Below are 22,750 nucleotides of genomic sequence, written 5' to 3' on the forward strand. Positions count from 1 at the left end.
CCACGACGCGGGGATGGGTTTTCTCAGCTGCCCTGGTCGGCGGCCCCCTCGGCCGAGGTGGCCGTGTCCCGGGCCGTACCGCCCGAGCCCGAGCCGGCCGCGGAACCGCCCGCCCCGGACTGGGCCTCGGCGGCCCGCTCCAGGGCGTTCTGCAGGTCCTCCTGGGCCTCGCCGTAGGCCGACCAATTCCGCTCCTGGAGCGCCTTCTGGCCGGCGTCGTACGCCTTCTGGGCGTCCGCGATGGCCGCCTTGAGCGCCGCGTCACCGGTGGCCGGTGGCTTGGTCGGCTCGTTCGGCTTCGTCGGCTCGGTGGGCTCGGTCGGCCGGGTCGTACCGCTGTCCACGTCGAAGACCGCGTTCAGCGCCTCGTCGAGACTGTTCTCGAAGACGATCTTCGATCCGAACGAGGCGGCCACCTTGCGCAGCAGCGGGTAGTTCTGGTTGCCACCGCGCGTGTAGACCGGCTCGATGTAGAGGAACCCGCCGTCCAGGGGCACGGTGAGGAGGTTGCCGTACTCGATGTCCGAGTCGGTGCCCTTGAGGTTCCGCACGAACTCGGCGACGTCGTCGTTGCCGTTGAGCTCGCTCTGTACCTGCCCGGGCCCCTTCACCGTGTTGGTGACTCTGAGGAGTCTGATCGTGCCGTAGTCGTCGCTGGCCGCGTCGGCGTCCACCGCCATGAACGCCCCGAGGTCGGGACGGCCTCTCGGGGTGAACGTCGTGGTCAGCGAGAACGTCTGCTGGTCCTGGTCCGGCATCTTCATGGAGAGGTAGTACGGCGGAACGGAACCCGGTTTCTTGTCGGTCGGGTCGTCCGGCACCTGCCACGCGTCACTGCCGCTGTAGAACTGGGCGGGGTTGGTGACGTGGTAGCGGGTCAGCAGCTCCCGCTGGACCTTGAACAGGTCCTGCGGGTACCGCAGGTGGTCCATGAGTTCCTTCGGGATGGCGGACTTGTCCTTCACCGTCCCGGGGAACGCCTTGCGCCAGGTCTTGAGGACCGGGTCCTTCGTGTCCCACTCGTAGAGCGTGACGGTGCCGTCGTACGCGTCGACGGTGGCCTTCACCGAGTTGCGGATGTAGTTGACCTGGTTCTGCTGGGCGACGACCGCGCGCTGGTTGGTCGTCAGCGAGTCGGCCGTGGTGTCGCCCAGCGTCGTACGCGAGGCGTACGGGTAGCCGTTGGTCGTGGTGTACGCGTCGACGATCCACTGGATCCGGTGGTCGACGACCGCCGGGTAGGCGTCGCCGTCGATGGTCAGCCACGGGGCGACCGCCTCGACGCGCTCCTTGGGCGTGCGGTTGTAGAGGATCCGCGAGCCGTCGCCGATGGCCCCCGAGTAGAGGATCTGCGGCTCGCTGAACGAGACCGCGTAGGCGGCGCGGTTGAAGGCACTGGCGAGGCTGACCCCGCTGTCACCCTGGTAACTGGTGGTCTTCTCGCCGTCGTCCTCGTAGTCGAGCTCCTTCTGGGGCCCGCCGACGATGGAGTACTGCTCGGTCTTCTCGCCGTAGTAGATCCGCTGTTCGTACTCGCCGAGCTTGCCCGTCGTCGGCAGTCCGGACTCGGTGAAATCCGGGGAGCCGACGGGGTTGGTGCCCGTGCTGGTGCCCTTGGCCGCGATGGCGCCGTAGCCGTGGGTGTACGTGAAGTGGTCGTTGATCCAGTTCCGCTTGGGCAGGCCCGCGAGGTTGAGCTCGCGCAGACCGACGACGGTGTCCTGCTCCTTGCCGTCCTCTTCGTAGCGGTCCACGTCCAGCGTCGCCGGGAACTGGTAGTAGTTCCGCTTCTGCTGGAGCTGCTGGAACGCCGGGGAGACGACGTTGGGGTCCATCACGCGGTAACTCGCGGCGGCGTCGGCCTGGGTGCGCAGCGCGGCGCCCTCGGTCTCCGTGCTCTTGCCCGCGTAGTCGTCGACCTGTGCGTCGTCGATGTCGTACGCGTCGCGCGTCGCCTTGATGTTCTTCTGGATGAACGGGGCTTCCTTGGCCTGCTCGTTCGGCTGGACCTGGAACTTCTGGACGATCGCCGGGTAGAGCCCGCCGATCAGGATGGCCGAGAGGACCATCAGCCCGAAGCCGATCACCGGGAGCTGCCAGGTGCGCCGCCAGAGCGTCGCGAAGAAGAGCACGGCGCAGATGACGGCGATGCAGAACAGGATCGTCTTCGCCGGAAGGTAGGCGTTGGCGTCGACGTACCGCAGACCGGTCCAGTTGTCGGTGGCCTTGAAGTCACTGGACTTCACGGCCAGTCCGTACCGGTCCAGCCAGTACGCCACGGCCTTCAGCGAGACGAAGACGCCCAGCAGCACCGAGAGGTGGCCGGTGGCCGCGCCGGTCGCGCGGGCGCCGGGGCTGGTGATCCGCAGGCCGCCGTAGAGGTAGTGCGTCAGGGCCGCGGCGATGAGCGACAGCACGACCGCGGCGAAGCCGAAGCCGAGCAGGAAGCGGTACCACGGCAGGTCGAAGGCGTAGAAGGAGACGTCCAGCTTGAACTGGGGGTCCTTCTGCCCGAAGGAGACGCCGTTGACGTACATCAGCCAGGTGCGCCACTGGCCCGAGGCGGAGGCCCCGGAGATCAGCCCGATGAGCGCGGTGACCGCGAGGAGCACCCACTTCTTGAACGGGGCGACACCCATGCGGTAGCGGTCCAGGCTCTGCTGCTCCAGCGACATCGCGCTCAGCGGCGGCCGGAGCCGGTGGGCGAGCCAGACGTTGAGACCGACGGCGAGCGCCATCAGCAGTCCGAAGACGAGGAACAGACCGATCTTGGTCCACAGCGTCGTGGTGAAGACCGACGAGTACGACACCGAGCGGTACCAGAGCCAGTCGGTCCAGAACCCGGAGAACATGACGAACGCCATACCGAGCGCCGCGAGGACGCCGAGCGTCATGAGAAGGGTACGGGCACGCCGGGACGGGCGGCCGACTCTGATCCGTGGCCCGGTCGGGCCTCCGCCGCGGTCCGGCATCTGGAAAGCCAACGTGCGCACCTCGTACTTCGGGGTCGTGTGGAACGGGCTCAGCGATCGTAGAGCCCTTCCTTGCAACTTACGGAGGCTTTACCTAGTTCCCGTTCCGGGTGCGAAAGGAGGCAGGATATTGCCATGCCCAACGTTTCTCCCTCAGGCCCTCCGATGGCCTCGAATCCCCTCACCGTCGCGGTGCTCGAAATCGACGAGTACGCAGCCGGACTCGGATGGGACCGTCCCGCCCGCCTTTTCGCCCTCGTCGACACCGCCAGCCTGCGCGTCCAGGAGCCGGGCCTCGCCGCCCAGCTCGGGCTCGGCGCGGACGGTAAGGTGCCCGCCGCCTTCACCCCCGTCGAGCAGGAGGAGATCCCCTCCGGCAAGCCGCTGGACGAGTTCCTCGCCACGATCGCCTGGCCGGCCGGGGTGGCGGGGTGCGCGCTGACGGTGGAGCGGCTCATGCTGCCGCCGTCCGCCGAGGCCTCCGTGCCCGAAGGGCTCACCGGCAAGAAGCTGACCGCGTGGGTGGCGGCGCACCCGGAACGGCAGGAGGTCCGGATGACGGTGGCCGTACTGCGGAACGGCAAGCGCGAGTCCGCGATCCGGCTGCGGGAGAAGGACTCCGCGAGCGAGGTCCTCACGGGCCCGGCGCTCGTCCCGGGGCTGGCCGACGCGCTGGCGGCGACCTTCGAGTCCTGAGGGCGTGCCTCCGGGGTCAGCCCGCGCGGGGATCCCGGAGCCGCAGGGCTGTCCCGTCGTCCGTGGCGTCCACCAGGGATGACGGGACAGCCCCTCGGGGTCAGCCCGTGGAGCAGCTCGGCAGCGCGGCGGTGTCCCCGGTGCGGATCCTGTCCAGGGACTTCTTGGCGTCGGCCATCGTCTTGACCCGGACCAGGGTGAGACCGGACGGGGTGTCGGCCGCGGCGTCGGCGCAGTTCTCGTCGGGAGTGAGGAAGTACCTCGCCCCGGCGTTCCGGGCGCCGATCAGCTTCATGGTGATGCCGCCGATCGGTCCGACCGTGCCGTCGTCGTCGATGGTGCCGGTGCCCGCGACGAACTTCCCGCCGGTGAGCTGCCCCGGAGTGAGCTTGTCGACGATGCCGAGCGAGAACATCAGCCCGGCGCTCGGGCCGCCGACGTCGGCGAGGTTGATGTCGATGTCGAACGGGAAGGTGTGGTCGGTCCCGGCCTGGATGCCGACGATCGCGCGGCCGTCGTCGTCCGCCTTGCGGGTGGTGAGGGTGACGTCGTTGGTGCCCTCGGGCTCTTTCCCGGCCTTCTCGGCCGCGGCGGCCCGCTCGGCCGGGACGACGGTGAACGTCACCTTCTGACCCGGGTCGTGCTTGCTCACGAGCTCTGCGACGTCCGCCGGGTCCTTGATCCGGGTACCGTCCACCGACTCGATCACGTCGCCCGCGTGGAGCCTGCCCTCGGCCGCGCCGCCCTTCACGACGGTCGACACGATGACACGGCTGGTCACCGGGATGTGCAGCTCCTTCAGGGCGGCGACCTTGGCGCTCTCCTGGGACTGGCTGAACTCCTCGGCGTTCTCCTGCGTCGACTGCTCCTCGGTCTTCCCGTCCGGGTAGAGGGTGTCGTGGGGCACGATCACGCCGTCGTGGGCCAGCCAGCCGTACAGGGCCTCGAACAGGTTCATGCTGTAGTCCGCTCCGGTGACGCGGACCGTCGTCATGTTGAGGTGCCCCGACGTCGGGTACGTCTTGCGACCGGAGATCTTCAGTACGGGCTCGCCGCTCGCGTCGCCCAGGGTGTTGACGGTCGGCCCCGGTGACATCTCCGCGTACGGCACGGGCATCAGCACGCCCACGCAGAGAAGCGCGAAGAAGATGAGGGTCGAGGCGAGCATCGTCGCGGTGCGGCGTGGCATGGAACGACAGTACGGGAAGCACCTGTCAGTCCACCGCCGGGGCCGGTCCGTACGGGGTCGGCGGGGGCGGGGGGCGTTGCGGAGGCCCACGGTCCGCTCGTGGCGCGGGACGTGCGCGGCGGGAGCGGGGACGTCGTGGGGCGTCGCCCGGTTGGCGATCGCGTACGTCCGGTGCGGCGACTCCGGTGACCGTCATGCGTCAGACGGCGTCGGAACCGGAGTGCGATTTCTCCATCGCTTCTCGGAAGCGGGCGTACCCGGCGAGTTCGGTGACATCGCCGGTCGTGCGGTTGCGTGCGGCCCAGCCTCCCCATATCGCCGCGCCGAGAGCGGCGAAAAGCGGAATCAAGAGCCATGCGAGTGCTGCCACTACGACCTCCCTACCCCATGAGCGACCGCAACTGACGGTCTGCAGACTAACCAGCGGCAGGACCAACGCTCGTGGCAGGGGGGCGGTTACGCAAATCGGGCCTGATCCGTGTCCGTACGGTTTGCGGCCGTGGATCTTCGGACCGGTCGTACCGACGGTTCAGCAGGCTCCGACCCACTCCTCGGTCCCGTCCAGGAAGCGCTGGTGCTTCCAGATCGGGACCTCGTGCTTGAGGTCGTCGATCAGCTTCCGGCAGGCGTCGAACGCCTCCGCGCGGTGCGGGCAGGCCACGGCCACCACGACCGCCAGATCGCCCACGTCCAGTTCACCCACTCGATGGACGGCGGCCAGCGCCCGGACCGGGAAGTCCGCGACGACCTTCTCGGCGACCCTGCGCAGCTCGTCCTCGGCGGACGGATGGCAGGAGTAGCCGAGGGCCCCGACGTCCTGGCCCCCGTCGTGGTTGCGCACCGTACCGACGAAGAGGGCGATCCCGCCGGCCGCGTCGTCGCCCACCGCCCTGAAGACCTCGTCGACGGAGAGCGGGGTGTCGCGGATCGCGAGGAGCCGGACGGGGTCGGCCGCCGCCCGCTCGCCGGGGTGATCGTCGAGAGATGCCATGGGGCCATGGTGCCGCACGCGGCGGCCGCGACGGAAACACGTGTTCCGCCGCGCGTTCCGCCGTGTGCCGGGTCGCGTGCTCCGTGGCCGTCCTCAGATCCGGCGGCGGGCCTTGCGGGCGCGGCGGACCAGGGCGGCGGTGCCGAGCAGCGCGACCGTCGCCCCGGCGGCGCCCGCCGCGGTGGCGTCCTTGCGGCCGAGTCGGCGGCCGGCCAGCGTGTGGCGGCCCTCCACCTCTTCGAGAAGCGCGGCCAGCACGTCCTCGTTGGTCCAGCGGGGCCGCCAGCCGGCGTCGTGCAGCCGGCCCACGCTGACCACCCAGGGGTGCATCGTGTAGGCGAGGTCGCCGGCCGGAGAGGGGGTCAGCCCGATCCGGTGCAGCCGGGCCGCCGCGCCCAGCGCGACGGCGGAGGGCAGCTCCATCCGGCGTACCCCGCTGAGCTCCTCGACCTGCTCCTGCTCCAGCCATCCGTCGCAGCCGACCGCGAACTCCCCGTCGATCAACTCCAGCGCCGCGTACTCCAGGGCGCTGACCAGGTCCTCCACGTGGCAGAACTGCCAGGTGGGCCGTGATCCGGCCACCACGAGCAGGCGGGGCGACTCGAAGTAGCGGGTGAGCGCGGTGTCCGTGCCGCCGACCAGGACGGCCGGGCGGACGACGGTGACGTTCAGACCGGGGTGGGCTCGCGGGGCGCGGCGGCCCAGGCGTTCGATCTCCAGAAGGTCGCCGACGCCGGTGGCCTCCGCCGTGGCACGCAGTTCGGCGTCCTCGGAGAGCGGGATGTCGTTGTCGGGCAGGGCGCCATAGACCATCGCGGAGGTGCAGAGCACGACCCGGTGGACGCCCGCGGCCGCGGCGGCGGTCAGCACGGTCTGGGTGCCGCGCACGTTGTACGCCGTACGGGCCACCGCGTCGGTCTCCAGGTCGAGGTCGACGGCGAGGTGCACCACGACGTCCGCGCCGCGCAGTTTCTCGGCGATGGCGGGATCCCGCACGTCGAGGACGTGCCAGGTCACTCCGGGGACGTCCGCGCGCCGCTCGTCGATCGCGACGACCCCCCCGATCTCGTCCGACGCGGCGAGGTGCGCGGTCAGCAGCGCCCCCACTCCGGTCGCCGCGCCGGTGACCGCGACGACGGGGCCCCGCTTCCCGGAAATGTTTTTCTCGGGCTTCCTGCCGGTCGTGGGGTCGGTCAGGTTTCGCGCTCCGCGAACCTGAGGATCTGGGGAACTCACCAGGCGTCTCCAGCGGTTGTCTTCAGTACGTACCCAGCGAGGCGTGCGTACCTGGTGGCGTCCATCCTGCCGCAGCCCGCGTCCCGGCGGAGCACTGAGCCCCTGAGCCGGAGCGGGTGTCTACGCTGGATGGTGACAAGCCGGGCATCGCCGCCGGTTCCAGCCGGCGGCCCTACGAGCCGAGGAAACCCGTGAGTGACACCCCATTCGGATTCGGCCTTCCGCCGGAGGAGCCGGAGAACGGCGACGGCAAGAAGAAGGACCCCATCGAAGGTGGGCAGGGTCAGAGCGGACCGGCGAACCCGTTCGGCTTCGGTCCCGGTGCCGCCGGGGACAACCCGTTCGCGGCCATGTTCGGTTCGATGAACCCGAACGACCTGGGCGCCGCCTTCCAGCAGCTCGGCCAGATGCTGAGCTACGAGGGCGGTCCGGTCAACTGGGACATGGCCAAGCAGATCGCCCGCCAGACGGTCTCGCAGGGCACCCAGGACGGCAGCAAGGACGCGAGCGTCGGTCCGGCCGAGCGCGCTGCCGTCGACGAGGCGCTGCGACTGGCCGACCACTGGCTGGACGGCGTGACCTCGCTGCCCTCCGGCGCGGTCACCACCGTGGCCTGGAGTCGCGCGGAGTGGGTCGAGGCGTCCCTCCCGGCGTGGCAGCAGCTGGTGGACCCGGTCGCCGAGCGGGTCGGTATGGCCATGGGCGACGTGCTGCCCGAAGAGATGCAGGCGATGGCCGGCCCGCTGATCGGCATGATGCGGTCGATGGGCGGCGCCATGTTCGGCCAGCAGATCGGGCAGGCGGTGGGCGTCCTCGCGGGCGAGGTCGTCGGTTCCACGGACATCGGGCTGCCGCTCGGTCCGGCCGGCAAGGCGGCGCTGCTCCCGCTGAACGTCGAGCGCCTCGGCAAGGACCTGAGCGTCCCGCTGGAGGAGGTGCGGCTCTACCTCGCCCTGCGCGAGGCCGCCCACCAGCGCCTCTTCGCGCACGTCCCGTGGCTCCGCTCCCACCTGTACGGCGCCGTGGAGTCGTACGCGCGCGGCATCAAGGTCGACACCTCCAAGCTGGAGGACGTCGTCGGGCAGTTCGACCCCTCGGAGCCCCAGCAGCTCCAGGACGCCCTCCAGCAGGGCATGTTCCAGCCGGAGGACACCCCGGAGCAGAAGGCCTCGCTGGCCCGTCTGGAGACGGCGCTCGCGCTGGTCGAGGGGTGGGTGGACGCGGTGGTCCACGAGGCGGCCAAGCCCCGTCTGGGCTCGGCGGACGCCCTGCGCGAGACGATGCGCCGTCGCCGTGCGTCGGGCGGTCCCGCGGAGCAGACCTTCGCCACGCTCATCGGGCTGAAGCTGCGCCCGCGCCGGCTGCGGGACGCCTCGCGTCTGTGGGCCTCGCTCACCGACGCCCGGGGCGTCGAGGGCCGTGACGGCCTCTGGGAGCACCCGGACATGTTGCCGACCGCCCAGGACCTGGACGACCCGGACGGCTTCGTCCACCACGAGCAGCTGGACTTCTCCGAGCTCGACAAGATGCTCGGCGAGGCCGCGAGCGGCGGTGCCGCGTCCAAGGGCACGGCGTCCAAGGGCACGGCGTCCAAGGATTCGGCGGCCGAGGATTCGGCGGCCGAGGACACCGCGGCCGAGGACACCGCGGCCGATGGCGCCGATGGGGCCGAAGGCGACGGCCGGGACGGCTCGGACCCGAAGGGCGACACGGACCGGTGAGCCTGCACCACGACGCCTCCCTCGTGCTCAAGGCGTACGGGGACGGCACGGACGCCGGTCAGGCGGAGCTCCGCCAGACCTACCTCGACCACCTGGACGCCCACCCCGACGGGATGTGGAAGGCGTGCGGGGCGGGGCATCTGACCGCCAGCGCACTGGTGCTGGACCCGGCGGCGGGCCGGGTGCTGCTCACCCTGCACAAGAAGCTCGGCATGTGGCTCCAGATGGGCGGCCACTGCGAGCCGGAGGACGCCACGCTCGCGGACGCCGCGCTGCGGGAGGCCACCGAGGAGTCCGGGATCGACGGCCTGGTGCTGCCGGCCGGCGGCCCGGTGCGCCTGGACCGGCATCCGATCCCGGCGCCGTGCCACTGGCACCTCGACGTGCAGTACGCCGCGCTGGCCCCGGCCGGTGCCACCCAGCGGATCAGCGAGGAGTCGCTGGACCTGCGCTGGTTCGCCTACGACGAGGTCGCCGAGGTGGCCGACACGTCGGTGGTCAAGCTGCTGGAGGCGGCCCGCGCCGCGCTCTGACCAGGGCCTTCGGGTACGCCGCAGGGGCGGTCCCTCTCGTGGAGGGACCGCCCCTGGTCGTGTGCCGGGTGCCTGGTGCGTGGCCGCCGGTGGATCAGTTCCAGGCGTTGTTCTGGTTCTGGTTCTGCGAGCCCACGCCGTACTGACCGCGGATGCCCTGACCGATCTGGGCGTTCTGCGGGGGCATGACCTCGCTGGGCTGGACCAGGGCGAAGCCCTCGCCGAGGAAGCTCAGCTCCCAGCCCTCGCCGGTGTTGCCCCGCCTGCGCATGACGCCCGAGGAGTGCGTCTGCGCCTGCATCTGGACCCGGAGCGAGCTGGACCAGGCGACGATGGCGTCCGCGTCGGCGTTGACGTACTTGTCCGGCGTGACCTGGAGCATCAGCGGCTGGCCCGAGGTCATCAGCGCGATCTTGCCGGTGCCGGTGATGTTGAGCTGGTACTTGCCGGTGCCGGAGATGCCGTACTGGCTGTCCACCGCGATGACCTCGGTGTGCAGCGAGGAGTCGAGCGCCAGGACGTAGGCGCTGTCGACCGTCAGCCCCGCGTGGTCGACGTCGAGGACGTGGATGTACTGCGCGAGGTTGGCGAAGTACACGGTGCCCTGGCCGGTGCAGCGCATCAGGTCGAGGCCCTCGCCCGTGCGGGCGCGGGCGTTGCGCTGCGAGTTCGACTGGTACTCACCGTCGAACTCCATCAGCCCCTGGTAGGCGACCATGGCGCCCTTGCGGGCCAGCACGGCGTCGCTGCCCGTCAGGGAGACCCGCAGCAGCTGCGGATTCTGGACGGTGTACCGCTCCGAGGACTGCTGCTCGGTGTGGGCGAAAAGCGGACTCTGCATGGTGTCTCTCCTCCCTTCAGGACCGGACGCGGAGGCGGTCGGTGCTGTCCTCGCTCGGCTGGACGACGACGATGCCCTGGCCCGAGAAGGCCATCTGGTACGCCTCGCCGCTGCCGCGCCCGATGAGCGCGCTCGCCTTGAAGCTCCGCTTGCCCTTGACCTTGAGATTCGGCGACCAGGCGACGAGCGCGTCCGGATCGACGTACGTCTCGTCCTCGCCCCGCCCGCAGTCGACCACGATCGGGGTGCCCCGGGAGGTGATGGCCACCCATCCGGTGCCCTCCACGACCACGTTCCACAGGCCCTGGCCGGCGAACTTCGCCATCCCCTTGACCCGCTCCACGCCCCAGCCCAGGTGGGCGTCGAAGGCGAGGAGGTTGGTGCCGTTGACCGAGATCGACTCGTTGTTGAGGTTGATGACGACCACGTCGGCGCCGTAGTCGGCGAGGTAGAGCAGCCCGTCGCCGGAGCACTTCATGACGGGGGCACCCTCGCCGGTGACCCACTGGGAGGCGATCTGACGGACGGCGGGCGGGTTGGGTTCGTACTGGATGAAGCCTTCGTAGGCCACCATCGAACCCGTACGGGCGTAGAGGTCCTGGCCGGTGGCCATGGCCACCTTGAGCATCGAGTGGCCGTGGTTCTCCATCCGCGCGGTGACGGGGGTCGGGGCGTAGCCCGCGAGTTGCTGGTTCATGGCAGGCTCCCTCAGACCTCGTAGGGCTGGACGACGATGAAGTTGCCGGGAGCTCCCCGGAACTGGAGGTTCACGGTCTCCCCGCTGTGGCCGGGGTACGCGTTGCGGCGCAGCCGGACCTGGCTGGAGATGATGACCTGCGCGGCCGACGACCAGGCGACGACGGCGTTGCAGTCGGCGAAGGTGGTCGGCGTGACCGGCAGGACGACCGGGGTGCCGTGGGTCTTGACGACCACGGTGCCGGTGCCCTGGAACTGCATGGTGAACAGGGCTCCGCCGGGGATGCCGTGGCCCTCGACCCTGCGGACCTCGTACTGGAGCGACTCGTCGAAGGCGAGGACGTTCTCCGCGGAGACGCAGATGCCGTCGCCCTGGAGTTCGATGGGGTGCAGGTGGGAGCCCTCCTCGGCGAGGAAGACCTGCCCGCGGCCGGTGCAGCGCATGAGCTGCATCTCCTGGCCGGTGGCGTTGCCGACCACCCGGCCGGTGAAACCGGCGCCCTTGTAGCCGAAGTCGACCTTGCCCTGGTACATCACCATGCTGCCCTGACGGGCCAGCACGGGGTTGCCGCCGAGCGTGAGATCGACCCGCATGAGCTGCTGGTTCTGCGGGGTCCAGCGTTGCCCGGTCGGCTTCTCCTTGTACGGCTGGAGCGCCGCCGCGAGGCCGGCTCCGGTCGCCGGCGCACCCTGGGGCACACCCTGCGGGAGGCCGCCGGGGGGCTGCTGGCCGAACGGCACCTGCGGCTGCTGGCCGAACTGCGGCTGCGCGTACGCCTGCGGGGGCTGCTGACCGAATGGGTGGGCCGGGGGCTGCTGGCCGAACGGCGGTGCGGCCTGCCCCGGGACCTGCCCGAACTGCGGCTGCTGCGGCGGCTGTCCGTACGGGGCGGGGGACTGCGGTGCGACGGGAGCGGTGACCGTGGGCGCCTGGTGCACCGGATGCGCGGGGGCCGGTGCGGGGGCCGGGGCTCCGAACGAGGGTGCGGGCTGCGGCGCTTGGGGGGCGGCGGGCGCGCCGAAGGCCGGGGGCGCGGACGCCTGGGCCGGCGGGGCGAAGGAGGGCGCGGCCTGCTGCGGAGCCGCCGGCGCCTCCTCTTCGGCGACCTCGCCGCCGAAGTTGCGCAGGAGCGCGTCGAGTCCGCCGTCGAATCCCTGGCCGACCGCGGCGAACCGCCAGACGTCCTTCAGGTAGAAGTCCCCGAGCATCACCGCGCGTTCGGTGGTGAATTCGGAGCCGGTGAAGGCGTACCTCACCACTTCTTCGCCGCCCGCGACGATCCGGATGTATCCGGGCCCGACCTGTGACATCTGGCCGGCGCCGTCCACGGTCGCGGTGAACGACAACGTGTGGATGTTGGCCGGAATGCGATCCAACGTCACCCGGAACGACTCGGTGTCACCGGACTGCGCGCCGAGCAGCTGAATGGACTCCTCGGGCGATTTCGGCTGATTGAAGAAGATGAAATACCGGTCGTCCGACAGCTGTTCATCGGCGTCGAGGCCGAAGCAGCTGATGTCGAAGGTCAGTCCCGGGCCTGCGATCTGCACACCTACGTACAGATCCGTCCCAGCCGTGAGATCGCTGATCTTGGCCTTGTGGCCGCGTTGGAATTCCCTGGCCATGCGTAACGACCGTCCCCCATCCCGAATGTGAATGCGTCGCGTCAGGCTATCCGCAAACTACGACATTGAGCCAAGTCGGTACACACTCGGTACAGAGTCACCGGTCGTCACTCCTCCCGCGCGGTGGGCAGGTGCGGCAACCGGCCCGCGGCCACCACGCCTTCGAGGTACCCCCGGGCCCGCTCGGTACGCGGGTACGCCTCCAGCAGACGCCAGAAGTCGGGCCCGTGACCGGGCACGAGCAGGTGGGCGAGTTCGTGGACGAGTACGTAGTCGACGACGTACTCGGGCATGCCCTGCAGCCGGTGCGAGAGGCGGATACTGCCCTCGGCCGGCGTGCAGGAGCCCCAGCGGGTGTTCTGGTTGGTGACCCAGCGCACCGACGCGGGCCGGGCCCGGCCCCCGAGGTACTGGGCGGACAGGCTCGCGGCACGCTCGACGAGCGCGCCGTCGCCGAGCACCCGGCGGCTCTCCTGGGCCGCCAGCTTGTCGAGCATCACCCCGACCCAGCGGCGCTCCTCGGCCTCCGACATCCGGGCGGGGATCAGCACGATGGTGCGGTCGCCCTCGCGGTAGGCGGAGACCGTCCTGCGGCGCCGGTCGCTCCTGCGTACCTCCACCGGGCTCGTCGCGGCGGGGCGGACCGGGCGGGTGGCACCGCGCTGCAGGGCAGGGGCGGAGCGCGCGGGAATCTCCCCGGCGAGGCCGGGTGACGGGTCGGCGGGCACGCCTCGACGTTACCCGCTGTCGCTGGCGGAAGTCCCGCCTCCTCAACGGTTCACCGTCGATCCCCCCAGGAAGCACACCATTTGAACGACTAATTCCATCCCCTGTGGATAACTTTCGGCGGGTTTCGGGCTCCGACGGCATTCTGTGAGCGGAGAGGGGCGGAGAAGACCGGCCCGACGATCCTCGGGATGCGGCCGTTCCCCGGGATGCGGCTGTTCCCTGCGATCAGCCGCGTCCCCGGGAACAACCGCACACGTGCGACCGGACCGTAAAGGGAGAAAGAGATGCATCCGATGCTGAAGCCCGCACTGCGCCGCGCTTGGCGTGGGCGGAGCACCGTGCAATTCGGGGTCACACCCGCGCATGCCGTCACCTTCGGGCCTCTGGATATCGCCACGGGGAGTTTCCTGGAGCTGCTCGACGGCACCCGGGGGCTCCCCCTGCTGAAGGAGGAGGCCCGCTCCCTGGACCTGGCGGAGCGCCATGTGGACGTGCTCGTCGAACGGCTGGCGGACGCCGGTCTCCTGGACGATCCGCACGCGGGCGGCCCGCAGGCCGCGGCCTTACGCCGCCGGGCCGACGTGCTGGACCGGCAGCGCCCGGACGCCGCCTCGCTCTCCGTGGTGCATCCCGAACCGGGGAGCGCGGTCCGCCGGCTCGCCGCGCGGCGGGCGATGCGCGTGCAGGTACGGGGCGCGGGACGGGTAGGAGCAGCCGTCGCGGCTCTGCTCTCGGGTTCGGGAGTGGGCCGGGTGGACGTGCTGGACGGTGGCCTGACGGAACCCTGGGACGTGGCCCCGGGGGGCCTCCCGCCCTCGGCCGTCGGAGAGCGCCGGGACGCCTCGGCCCGCCGGCTGGTGCGCCGGTCGGCCGCCGGAGCGCCGCCGCGCGCGACGGAGGCGGGGACGGAGAGCGGCGGCCCCGGCCTCTCCCTGGTCGTGGTCGCCCCGCGCGACGGCCTCGCGGCGTACGCCCCCGACCCGGGGACGGCCGAGCCGTGGATCTCCTCGGGCACCCCCCACCTGTACGCCGGGGTGATCGAGGCCACCGGAGTGGTCGGCCCGCTGGTCCTGCCCGGCGGCACGGGGTGCGCGGGCTGCCTGGGCCTGCACCGGGCGGACCAGGACGCCCAGTGGCCGCGCATGGTGGCGCAGTGGCGGACCGGGCGCAGGGGTGCGGTGCCGGCCTGCGACCTCGCGCTGTCGGCGGCGGTGGCCGGGCTCGCCGCCGCGCACGCCCTTTCCTTCCTGGACGGCGAACTGCCGGCGACCACGGGCGCCCGTTGGGAAGCCGCCCTGCCCCTCATGGAGTGGCGCAACGAACGAATCGCGCCACACCGGGCGTGTGTGTGCGGCGCCGCTCGCACCACCGGGGCGCTTTCCCCCGCCTCGGGCCCGGCTCACGACACAATGGCCGGGTGACCGCCGTGACCGCCGTCGTCGGATCGACGCGAGGGCGCCCCGGCACGGCAGTTCGCGAACTGGAGGAGCACATGTCTGATCTTCCCCGCAAGGCGGTCACCCGCACCGCGAAACTGGCCGCGCTGCCGCTCGGCTTCGCCGGCCGGGCCACGTGGGGCCTGGGCAAGCGGATCGGCGGCAGATCGGCCGAGCTGGTGGCCCGGGAGGTGCAGCAGCGCACGGCGGACCAGCTGTTCAAGACCCTGGGCGAGTTGAAGGGCGGCGCCATGAAGCTCGGGCAGGCGCTCTCCGTGTTCGAGTCCGCCCTGCCCGAGGAGGTGGCCGGACCGTACCGGGCGGCGCTGACGAAGCTCCAGGAAGCCGCTCCCCCGATGCCGGTGCGCACGGTCCACGGGGTGCTCGCGGAGCGGCTCGGCGAGGGCTGGCGCGACCTCTTCCTCTCGTTCGACGACCAGCCCGCCGCCGCGGCCTCCATCGGTCAGGTGCACCGGGCGGTCTGGAGCGACGGGCGCGCAGTCGCCGTGAAAGTGCAGTATCCGGGTGCGGGCGAGGCGCTGCTGTCGGATCTCACCCAGCTCAGCAGGTTCGCGCGGCTTCTCGGGCCGCTGATCCCCGGCATGGACGTCAAGCCGTTGATCAAGGAACTGCGCGACCGGGTATCGGAAGAGCTGGACTACTCCCTGGAGGCGCGGTCCCAGGAGGAACACGCGACCGAGTTCGCGGACGACCCGGACGTGGTGGTGCCGGGGGTGGTGTTCCAGTCGGACCAGGTGCTTGTGACGGAGTGGATGGACGGCGTCCCGCTGTCCGAGGTGATCGAGCGGGGGACGCCGGAGCAACGTGACCGGGCGGGCCAGTTGCTCGCACGCTTCCTCTTCTCCGGACCCGCCCGGACCGGCCTGCTCCACGCCGACCCGCACCCGGGGAACTTCCGCCTCCTGCCGCCCGCCGGAGAGGACCCGCCCGCAGCCATGCCGTCCGAGGGCTCCGTGCCCGAGGGCTCCGTGCCCGAGGGCTCCGTGCCCGAGGGCTCCGTGCCCGAGGGCTCCGTGCCCGAGGGCTCCGTGCCCGAGGGATCGGCGTCGGAGGGATCGGCGTCGGAGGGGTCGGCGTCGGAGGACTCGCGCGGCTGCGGCGGGGCGCGGGAGTGGCGACTCGGAGTGCTGGACTTCGGCACCGTCGACCGGCTGCCGGGCGGGCTGCCCGAGATCATCGGCGAGGCGCTGCGGATGACGCTGCTCGGCGAGGCCGAGGAGGTGTACGCACTGCTGCGACAGGCGGGTTTTGTACCGGAGTCGGTGGATCTGGACCCCGACGCGGTCCTGGACTATCTGCTCCCCGTGATCGAACCGGCGCAGTTGGAGGCGTTCACCTTCAGCCGGGGGTGGTTGCGTACACAGGCGGCCCGGATCGCCGATCCCCGCTCCCCCGCGCACCGGCTCGGAAGGCAGTTGAACCTTCCGCCGGCTTATCTCCTCATACACCGCGTGACGCTGAGCACGATCGGTGTGCTGTGCCAGCTCGGCGCGACGGTGCGGCTGCGGGACGAACTCGACGCGTGGCTCCCCGGCTTCACCGGCCCCGTCGGCCCGGGCCACCCTGATGTCCTGGACGGTCCGGGTGGTTCCGGTGGCTCCGATGGCTCCGATGGCTCCGATGGTGACGGAGGCTCCGTCGCCCCGGAGGACGGGAGCGGGGGGCTGACGCGGGCGGACGCTGACGGGCGGGCGTCCGCGGACGGACAGAAGGAGCTGGAGACCGAAGAGGTATAGGAGACCCGAGAGGCGCAGAAGCGGGCGCGAAAGGGTCCTTCACTCTTTCGGCCGGGGGGCGCGACCAAAGTGCCGGGGCACAAGGGGCGGGCTCGGCCCGGGCTCGCGGGCCGTTCGGGGCCCGGGAGTCTCGGGGTCCGGGAGGCCCGGGAGACCCGCCAGGGCTCACCAGGGCTCGGGGGCCGGGCTTACCAGGAGGCGGGGCCGGGCTTACCAGGGCTCGGGGGTGAGGCTCACCAGGGCGCTCGGGGGCCGGGCTCACCGGGAGGCGGGGTCGGGCTCACCAGGAGGCAGGGTCGAGCCGGCTTTCGATGGCTCGGATGTGGGTGCGGGCGCAGCTCTCGCAGAAGTACCGGCGCGCGCCCTGCTCCACCGCGCACATCCAGGTGGGTGGTGCGCTCGTTCCGGCGGTGGTGCCGCACCGCGCGCAGTGCACTTGGGGGGTTTCCGGCAGCGGGGGGTGATACGTCTCCTCGTCCACGCCGTGACGATAACTCCGCAGCTGACGGGCGGCGCGGCGGAACGCACGGCAGGAAACGAGACCGGGGCCCGCCCGACACATGGACGAAACCCCATGCCCTGCGCGCGTCCGGGGCTCCTCCGCGTTCCTCCGTTTCCTGCGCGCTCGTCCGCGTACGGACGACCCCGCCCGCCGGGGCCCGCCCTGTTCGGCGGGCCCCGGCGGGCGGGGTGGTGACTCCTGCGGGGTGACGCGTCCGTGCGGTGGCTCGTGCGTGGGGCACTCCACTCCGGGGAGCGCGTGGCTCCTGCGGCATGCCCTACTGCATGACCGCCATGGCGAGCGCGCGGCGGGCGCGCAGCGACGCACGCTCGGCCTTGCGCTGCATCCGCCGGGCGTAGACCAGCCGGACGGCCAGGCGTTCCGCCTCGGCGACAGCCAGGCGGTCGTGCATATGCGCACGAGCCATGGCTTCTGGGATGAGTTGCATCTCGCGGTTCCTGTTCTGACGCGAGTCGTTCGCGCCGGAGGTGGTGACATCGGGGGTGGCAGAGCCGACGGGCTCCTTCGTGGGGGTGGTCATGGGTGCCTGATTTCGCGGGTCATGAGTGTGGGGGCGGTCGATGGTGCCGACCAGGTGCAGTACTGCGGGAGACATCGCTCCCAGGTCGGCGGTCACGCCGCGACCGGGTTCTTGCGCGGACGGCCCCGGGGGCGCTTCCGGGCGACGACGACGCCCTGGACGAAGAGCTCGCCACCCCAGACGCCCCAGGGCTCGCGGCGCTCCTGGGCGCCGGCGAGGCAGGCCTCGACGAGCGGACAGGTCCGGCAGAGGGACTTGGCGTACTCGACGTCGGCCGGCGACTCGGCGAAGAAGACCTCGGGGTCGTAGGAGCGGCAGGGCACCGGGGTGCCGAGATTCTCGATGGCGTCGTCGAGAGCGGTGAGGGTGGAGAGGGGGAACAAGGTGGGGTCCTCCGTGGAACCGGGCGGGACGATCATGTCGGAAGGCGGTACGGACGGGGCGTGCGCTTCGAGTTGCACGGTGAGTGGTGTCCTCGTCTGGTCGTTCCGGCTGTTGGCCGGTTGTCGGCTGGTACCAGGTACTGCTTGTCCCGAGGCTCCTTCGCTCCGTCTCATCCGTTCGGACAAAACAAAAGGGCCGCGGATCCCGAGTGGGGTTCCGCGGCCCTGAAGGTGCCGACCTGATGCTGGATCAGGCTGGATCGCTCCAGGGTTCAGGCCCACGGAAGGCCCACATCGTGTGGTGCTGCGTCATCTGGTTCTTGGCTGCGAATCCGGCACCGGCTGCCGCAAAGGCATAGGCCTGAGCCTTTTCAGCCTTCGCTCCTGCTGCCGCCGATGCCTGCATCGGTCGCTCATTGCGCTCCCGGACTACGGGCAGGGACGCCAGAGGCAGCGGACGCGCGGCAGAAATACCGGACAGACCGGTGCTGTTGAGCGACACATCCGAGGAGCCGAGGAGGCCGAGCGAGCATGCGGAGACGACGGGGCGATCGGTCATTTTGATGGTCTTGATGATGCTGATCACTGGAATCGCCTCCTCTCGGCGTCTCGGGGGACCGGCCGGAGCCGGTCCTGCGTATTCGGATGGGTACAGCCAAGTACAGCACGGAAGGCGGGCTTCGGAGAAGCCGCTGTTTCCGTGGTTAAGAACCTATGGTGACGACTGGTGCGGGCGCAAACTATTTTTCCGACGAGTTTTCCTCACCCCTCGCCGGCACCCCCGCGATCTTCCTCATCCAGGTCTTCACCTGCGCAGATGGCCAGTACATCGCTCCCGAATCGGCTCATCTTGCGGTTCCCGACGCCCGCGATGACGACGAGCTCGCGTTCACTGCCGGGGACGGCCTCGGCGATGGCCATCAGGGTCTTGTCGGTGAACACGCACCAGGCGGGCTGGGAGAGTTCCCCGGCGCGGGCGGCCCGCCAGGTGTGGAGCCTCTCGTAGAGCGCCTCGTCCATGTCCGAGGGGCAGTCCTCGCAGCGCAGCAGCTTCATCTCGCCGGCCTCGGTCAGGGTCCGGCCGCAGACACGGCACCGCACCGGGCCCCACTTCTTGCGCTGGACGGTGCCCTCGGCGCGGGTGGCCGTGGTGGCGGTCCCCGTGCGCGTACCCCGATCGATGCCTCCGCCGCCTCCGGCGCCGCCCCGGGCGCCCCCGGAGCCGGTGCGGAGTCCGTTGAGGAACCGGGTGGGCCGGCGGCCGGCCCGGCCTCCCGGGGAACGCGACACCGCCCAGGAGAGCGCGAGGTGGAAGCGGGCGCGGGTGATCCCGACGTAGAGGAGGCGGCGCTCCTCCTCGACCTGCTCGTCGGTCTTGGCGTAGGCGATCGGCATCATGCCCTCGGTCAGCCCGACCAGGAACACCGCGTCCCACTCCAGGCCCTTGGCCGCGTGCAGCGATGCCAGGGTGACGCCCTGCACGGTCGGCGCGTGCTGGGCGGCGGCGCGCTCGGCGAGTTCCCGGACGAGATCGGCGAGCGTCGCGCCGGGCTTCGCGCGTTCGAAGTCCTCGGCCAGTCGGACCAGCGCGGCCAGCGACTCCCAGCGGTCGCGCACCGCCCCCGAGCCTGCGGGCGGTCGGTGCGTCCAGCCCTGGGTGGAGAGCACGGCCCGCACCTGCGAGGGCAGGCCCTCGGCGCCGTCGAGCAGGGCGTCGTTCCCCCCGGCGCGGGCGGCGCCCCGCAGGGCGACCTCCGCCTCCCGGACCTCCCGGCGCTCGAAGAACCGCTCGGCGCCACGCAGCTGGTAGGGCACCCCGGCGTCGGCGAGCGCCTGTTCGTAGACCTCGGACTGGGAGTTCACCCGGTAGAGGACGGCGATCTCTCCCGCCGGGACGCCCGCGGCGATGAGGTCGCGGATGCGGCGGGCGGTGCCCTCCGCCTCGGCCGGCTCGTCCGCGTACTCCGTGTAGACCGGCTCCGGGCCCTTGTCGCGCTGGGAGACGAGTTCGAGCCGGTGCTCGGCGGCCCGTCCGCTCGCCTGGCTCAGCAGCCCGTTGGCGAGGTGGACGACCTGGGGGGTGGAACGGTAGTCGCGGACCAGCTTGATCACGGTGGCGTTCGGATGGGCGGCGCGGAAGTTCAGCAGGTGGTCGGGGGTGGCGCCGGTGAAGGAGTAGATCGTCTGGCTGGCGTCGCCCACGACGCAGAGATTGTCCCGGCCACCCACCCAGAGGTCGAGCAGCCGCTGCTGGAGCGGGCTGACGTCCTGGTACTCGTCGACCACGAAGTGCTGGTACTGGGCGCGGACGTGGTCGGCGATGTCCCGGCGGTCCTGGAGGATCGCGACGGTGAGCAGCAGCACGTCCTCGAAGTCGATCACCGACCGGTCGCGCTTCAGCTGTTCGTACATCGCGTAGATCTTGGCGAGCTCCGCCGGGTCGCGGGGGGCGTCGCGGAGGCTCTTGGCGACGGCCGCCGGATAGTCCGCCGGGACGGTCTGGGTGACCTTGGACCACTCGATCTCGCTCGTGGCGTCCCGGAGTTCGTTGCGGTCGAGGCGGAGCTCGCAGCGGGCCGCCGCCTCGGCGACCAGCTGCACCTTGCGCTCCAGCAGCCGGGGCAGCTCGCCACCGACTGCTTTCGGCCAGAAGTACTGGAGCTGGCGCAGCGCGGCGGAGTGGAACGTGCGCGCCTGTACCCCGGACGCGCCGAGCTGGCGGAGGCGTCCACGCATCTCCCCGGCGGCCCGGTTGGTGAACGTGACGGCCAGCACGGTCGAGGGCTGGAGGATCCCGGCCCGGACGCCGTACGCGATGCGGTGGGTGATCGCGCGGGTCTTGCCGGTCCCCGCTCCGGCCAGCACGCACACCGGCCCGTGCAGGGCGAGGGCGACCTCGCGCTGCTCGGGATCGAGCCCGTCCAGGACCGCGTCCGGGGACTCGGGTACCTGGGGGAAGAGGGTGGAGTGCGTTGCTGCTGTCACCCTGCCATGCTGCCAGGTCGCCCGAGGGCACCGGAATTGTTGTCCACAGGAGTGACCCGTCCGTCATACCGGAGCGGCGTTCCGGGCATGCCGGAGCGGCGTCCCGGGACGGACGGAAGGGAGCCGGGAACGGACGGAAGGGAGCCCGGGGCGGACGGAAGGGAGCCCGGGGCGGACGGAAGGGAGCCCGGGGCGAGCGGTCCGGGACGGACGGCCCCGCCGGACGGCCCCGCCGGACGGCACGACCCGGGACGGAGCGGCCCGGGACGGAGCGGCCCGGGACGGAGCGGCCCGGGACCGAGCCGGGACCGAGCCGGGGCCGGGCCGGGACGGAGCCGGGACCGAGCCGGGCCGGGACCGAGCCGGGAATGGTGGCAGGGGTGCGAGCGTTGTGCGAGCGGGTCCCGCGTTCGCCGTCCCGTCACGGGCACGGCGTGTGGAGACCCGGACACCGCACCTTTTCGGCCTTCTCCGGCTTCGGGCGTGCGGCGAAACGGACGAGACGACCAGAGGAGCACCAGCGACATGCCGGGCACTGTGACGATGTACAGCACCACGTGGTGCGGCTACTGCCGCCGCCTCAAGGGCCAGATGGACCGCGAGGGCATCGGGTACACCGAGATCAACATTGAGCTGGACCCGGAGTCGGCCGCCTTCGTCGAGAAGGCGAACGGCGGAAACCAGACGGTTCCCACCGTCCGGATCGTTCCGGCGCAGGGCGGCTCCGAGGTCGTCATGACCAACCCGAGCCTGGCCCAGGTCAAGCAGGCGCTCGGCGCCTGACCGCCACGCTCCGTACGCCCCACGCCGTACGCGACGCACGAGGCCCCCGCCGGGTTTTCACCGGCGGGGGCCTCGTGCGTCGAGAACGGCGGAAGGCCCGGCAGCCCTCGCGGGTCCCGCCGGCCGAGCCCCGCCCGCTCGGACGGGCTCAGCCCAGCGGACGGCCTCAGCCCAGCGGGCGGGCCTTCGGGAGGGGCTTGCCGTACCACATCTCGATGAGCCGGGCCGCGATCGAAATGCCGTTCGGCGGCAGCACCGCACCCGACTCGAAGGCCTCCGTCAGCTCGTCGCGGGAGAACCAGCGGGCTTCCTCGATCTCGTCGCCGTCCACGTCGATCTTGGACGTGGTCGCCCGTGCGAAGAAGCCGAGCATCAGGCTGGAGGGGAAGGGCCAGGGCTGGCTGGCGACGTACTCGACCTCGCCGATGGTGATCCCGGCCTCTTCCAGCACCTCGCGGGCGACCGACTGCTCGATCGACTCGCCCGGCTCCACGAACCCGGCGAGGGTCGAGAACCGGCCTTCGGGCCAGTGCACCTGGCGGCCGAGGAGGGCGCGGTCCTGGTCGTCGATGACCAGCATGATCACGGCGGGGTCGGTGCGGGGGTAGTGCTCGGCGCCGCACGCCTGGCAGCGGCGGATGTGCCCGGCGGCCGCGATCATGGTGCGCTCGCCGCAGCGGGAGCAGAAGCGGTGCAGCCGCTGCCAGTTCTCCAGGGCCACCGCGTGCACCATCAGACCGGCGTCGCGGGCGCTGAGGAGCAGGCCCGCCTCGCGCAGTCCGGCCGGCCGGGCCTGCTGGTCCATCCGTCCGGGCAGGGAGTCCTTCTGGAGGGCGAAGTAGCTGACGCCGTCCTCGTCGGTGCCGAGGAAGTAGCGGTGGGTCTCGGTCAGCGGGGCCTCGAAGGCCGGTGTCATGACGATCTCGGTGCCGCCGTCGGCCGTGTCGTCGACCAGGACCTGGCCGCCGGAGACGACGAAGACCTTGGTGGTGGGGTGGCTCCACGCGACGGCGAGCCACGCCTCGTCCAGGCGGTGGTGGGCAGCGCGGTCGATGCCGCTCGGTGCGGTGAGGCCGATGGGACGGTCGATGTGGTCGTTGTCGAAGGTACTCAAGGTGCTGCTTCCTACTCCC

General features: G+C 71.3%; 21 protein-coding genes. 6 read left to right on the forward strand and 15 right to left on the reverse strand.

The window, feature by feature from the left end; genetic code table 11:
- Positions 1–23: 23 nt before the first annotated feature.
- Positions 24–2,972 (reverse strand): UPF0182 family protein, encoded by a 2,949-nt coding sequence (locus ACFZAX_RS21190; RefSeq protein ID WP_390963627.1) that lies wholly within the window; start codon positions 2,970–2,972, stop codon positions 24–26.
- A 135-nt stretch (positions 2,973–3,107) separates the two neighbouring features.
- Here ACFZAX_RS21190 and ACFZAX_RS21195 point away from each other — a divergent pair, with 135 nt between their 5' ends.
- Complete coding sequence (locus ACFZAX_RS21195) at positions 3,108–3,668, forward strand: PPA1309 family protein (protein WP_390963386.1); 561 nt, start codon at positions 3,108–3,110, stop codon at positions 3,666–3,668.
- 100 nt (positions 3,669–3,768) lie between these two features.
- On the opposite strand, the gene ACFZAX_RS21200 is transcribed toward ACFZAX_RS21195, so the two are convergent.
- The 4 genes from ACFZAX_RS21200 to ACFZAX_RS21215 all read right to left on the reverse strand — a co-directional run bounded on the left by ACFZAX_RS21200 (position 3,769) and on the right by ACFZAX_RS21215 (position 7,084).
- Positions 3,769–4,857 (reverse strand): PDZ domain-containing protein, encoded by a 1,089-nt coding sequence (locus ACFZAX_RS21200; protein WP_390963387.1) that lies wholly within the window; start codon positions 4,855–4,857, stop codon positions 3,769–3,771.
- 199 nt (positions 4,858–5,056) lie between these two features.
- A complete protein-coding gene (locus ACFZAX_RS21205) occupies positions 5,057–5,227 on the reverse strand; it encodes a hypothetical protein (RefSeq protein ID WP_390963388.1) in 171 nt (56 codons plus the stop codon).
- A 159-nt stretch (positions 5,228–5,386) separates the two neighbouring features.
- On the reverse strand, positions 5,387–5,848 hold the full coding sequence (locus tag ACFZAX_RS21210; RefSeq protein ID WP_390963389.1) for a molybdenum cofactor biosynthesis protein MoaE: 462 nt from the start codon (positions 5,846–5,848) through the stop codon (positions 5,387–5,389).
- A gap of 93 nt (positions 5,849–5,941) precedes the next feature.
- Entirely contained in the window at positions 5,942–7,084 is a 1,143-nt protein-coding gene (locus ACFZAX_RS21215) for an NAD-dependent epimerase/dehydratase family protein (RefSeq protein WP_390963390.1), read from the reverse strand.
- Positions 7,085–7,275: 191 nt separating this feature from the next.
- On the opposite strand from ACFZAX_RS21215, the gene ACFZAX_RS21220 reads away from it, so the two are divergent.
- Together ACFZAX_RS21220 and ACFZAX_RS21225 are read left to right on the forward strand one after the other, a co-directional pair.
- The gene (locus ACFZAX_RS21220; RefSeq protein ID WP_390963391.1) at positions 7,276–8,805 is read left to right on the forward strand and encodes a zinc-dependent metalloprotease; all 1,530 of its coding nucleotides are present in this window, start codon (positions 7,276–7,278) and stop codon (positions 8,803–8,805) included.
- Positions 8,802–9,338 (forward strand): NUDIX domain-containing protein, encoded by a 537-nt coding sequence (locus ACFZAX_RS21225; RefSeq protein WP_390963392.1) that lies wholly within the window; start codon positions 8,802–8,804, stop codon positions 9,336–9,338. The genes ACFZAX_RS21220 and ACFZAX_RS21225 overlap by 4 nt, the downstream gene beginning before the upstream one ends.
- A gap of 94 nt (positions 9,339–9,432) precedes the next feature.
- Here ACFZAX_RS21225 and ACFZAX_RS21230 read toward each other — a convergent pair whose 3' ends face one another.
- The 4 genes from ACFZAX_RS21230 to ACFZAX_RS21245 all read right to left on the reverse strand — a co-directional run bounded on the left by ACFZAX_RS21230 (position 9,433) and on the right by ACFZAX_RS21245 (position 13,229).
- Complete coding sequence (locus ACFZAX_RS21230) at positions 9,433–10,179, reverse strand: AIM24 family protein (protein WP_327177877.1); 747 nt, start codon at positions 10,177–10,179, stop codon at positions 9,433–9,435.
- A 16-nt stretch (positions 10,180–10,195) separates the two neighbouring features.
- On the reverse strand, positions 10,196–10,876 hold the full coding sequence (locus ACFZAX_RS21235; protein ID WP_387373254.1) for an AIM24 family protein: 681 nt from the start codon (positions 10,874–10,876) through the stop codon (positions 10,196–10,198).
- A gap of 11 nt (positions 10,877–10,887) precedes the next feature.
- Complete coding sequence (locus ACFZAX_RS21240; RefSeq protein WP_390963393.1) at positions 10,888–12,501, reverse strand: TerD family protein; 1,614 nt, start codon at positions 12,499–12,501, stop codon at positions 10,888–10,890.
- 107 nt (positions 12,502–12,608) lie between these two features.
- Complete coding sequence (locus ACFZAX_RS21245) at positions 12,609–13,229, reverse strand: SprT-like domain-containing protein (RefSeq protein ID WP_390963394.1); 621 nt, start codon at positions 13,227–13,229, stop codon at positions 12,609–12,611.
- A 285-nt stretch (positions 13,230–13,514) separates the two neighbouring features.
- Between ACFZAX_RS21245 and ACFZAX_RS21250 the strand changes: the two genes are divergently transcribed.
- Entirely contained in the window at positions 13,515–14,651 is a 1,137-nt protein-coding gene (locus ACFZAX_RS21250) for a ThiF family adenylyltransferase (RefSeq protein WP_390963395.1), read from the forward strand.
- Between the two features lie 71 nt (positions 14,652–14,722).
- On the forward strand, positions 14,723–16,423 hold the full coding sequence (locus tag ACFZAX_RS21255; protein ID WP_390963396.1) for an AarF/UbiB family protein: 1,701 nt from the start codon (positions 14,723–14,725) through the stop codon (positions 16,421–16,423).
- A 280-nt stretch (positions 16,424–16,703) separates the two neighbouring features.
- Here the strand turns inward: ACFZAX_RS21255 and ACFZAX_RS21260 are convergent, their stop codons facing one another.
- The 5 genes from ACFZAX_RS21260 to ACFZAX_RS21280 form a co-directional block, all read right to left on the reverse strand.
- Positions 16,704–16,904: a hypothetical protein gene (locus ACFZAX_RS21260; RefSeq protein ID WP_390963398.1), complete on the reverse strand. Its 201-nt coding sequence runs from the start codon at positions 16,902–16,904 to the stop codon at positions 16,704–16,706.
- Between the two features lie 298 nt (positions 16,905–17,202).
- Positions 17,203–17,562, reverse strand: a complete 360-nt coding sequence (locus tag ACFZAX_RS21265; RefSeq protein ID WP_390963399.1) for a hypothetical protein — start codon at positions 17,560–17,562, stop codon at positions 17,203–17,205.
- Complete coding sequence (locus ACFZAX_RS21270; RefSeq protein WP_327177870.1) at positions 17,559–17,927, reverse strand: WhiB family transcriptional regulator; 369 nt, start codon at positions 17,925–17,927, stop codon at positions 17,559–17,561. Before ACFZAX_RS21270 ends, ACFZAX_RS21265 begins: the two co-directional genes overlap by 4 nt.
- A gap of 172 nt (positions 17,928–18,099) precedes the next feature.
- Positions 18,100–18,435, reverse strand: a complete 336-nt coding sequence (locus ACFZAX_RS21275; protein ID WP_390963400.1) for a hypothetical protein — start codon at positions 18,433–18,435, stop codon at positions 18,100–18,102.
- A gap of 176 nt (positions 18,436–18,611) precedes the next feature.
- On the reverse strand, positions 18,612–20,834 hold the full coding sequence (locus tag ACFZAX_RS21280) for a UvrD-helicase domain-containing protein (protein ID WP_390963401.1): 2,223 nt from the start codon (positions 20,832–20,834) through the stop codon (positions 18,612–18,614).
- 525 nt (positions 20,835–21,359) lie between these two features.
- Here ACFZAX_RS21280 and ACFZAX_RS21285 point away from each other — a divergent pair.
- Positions 21,360–21,617, forward strand: coding sequence for a glutaredoxin domain-containing protein (locus tag ACFZAX_RS21285; RefSeq protein WP_266708857.1), 258 nt, complete (start codon positions 21,360–21,362; stop codon positions 21,615–21,617).
- 166 nt (positions 21,618–21,783) lie between these two features.
- Here the strand turns inward: ACFZAX_RS21285 and nudC are convergent, their stop codons facing one another.
- Positions 21,784–22,731: an NAD(+) diphosphatase gene (nudC, locus tag ACFZAX_RS21290; RefSeq protein WP_390963402.1), complete on the reverse strand. Its 948-nt coding sequence runs from the start codon at positions 22,729–22,731 to the stop codon at positions 21,784–21,786.
- Positions 22,732–22,750 lie beyond the last annotated feature (19 nt).

Source organism: Streptomyces sp. NPDC008125 (assembly GCF_042957125.1).
GTDB lineage: Bacteria > Actinomycetota > Actinomycetes > Streptomycetales > Streptomycetaceae > Streptomyces.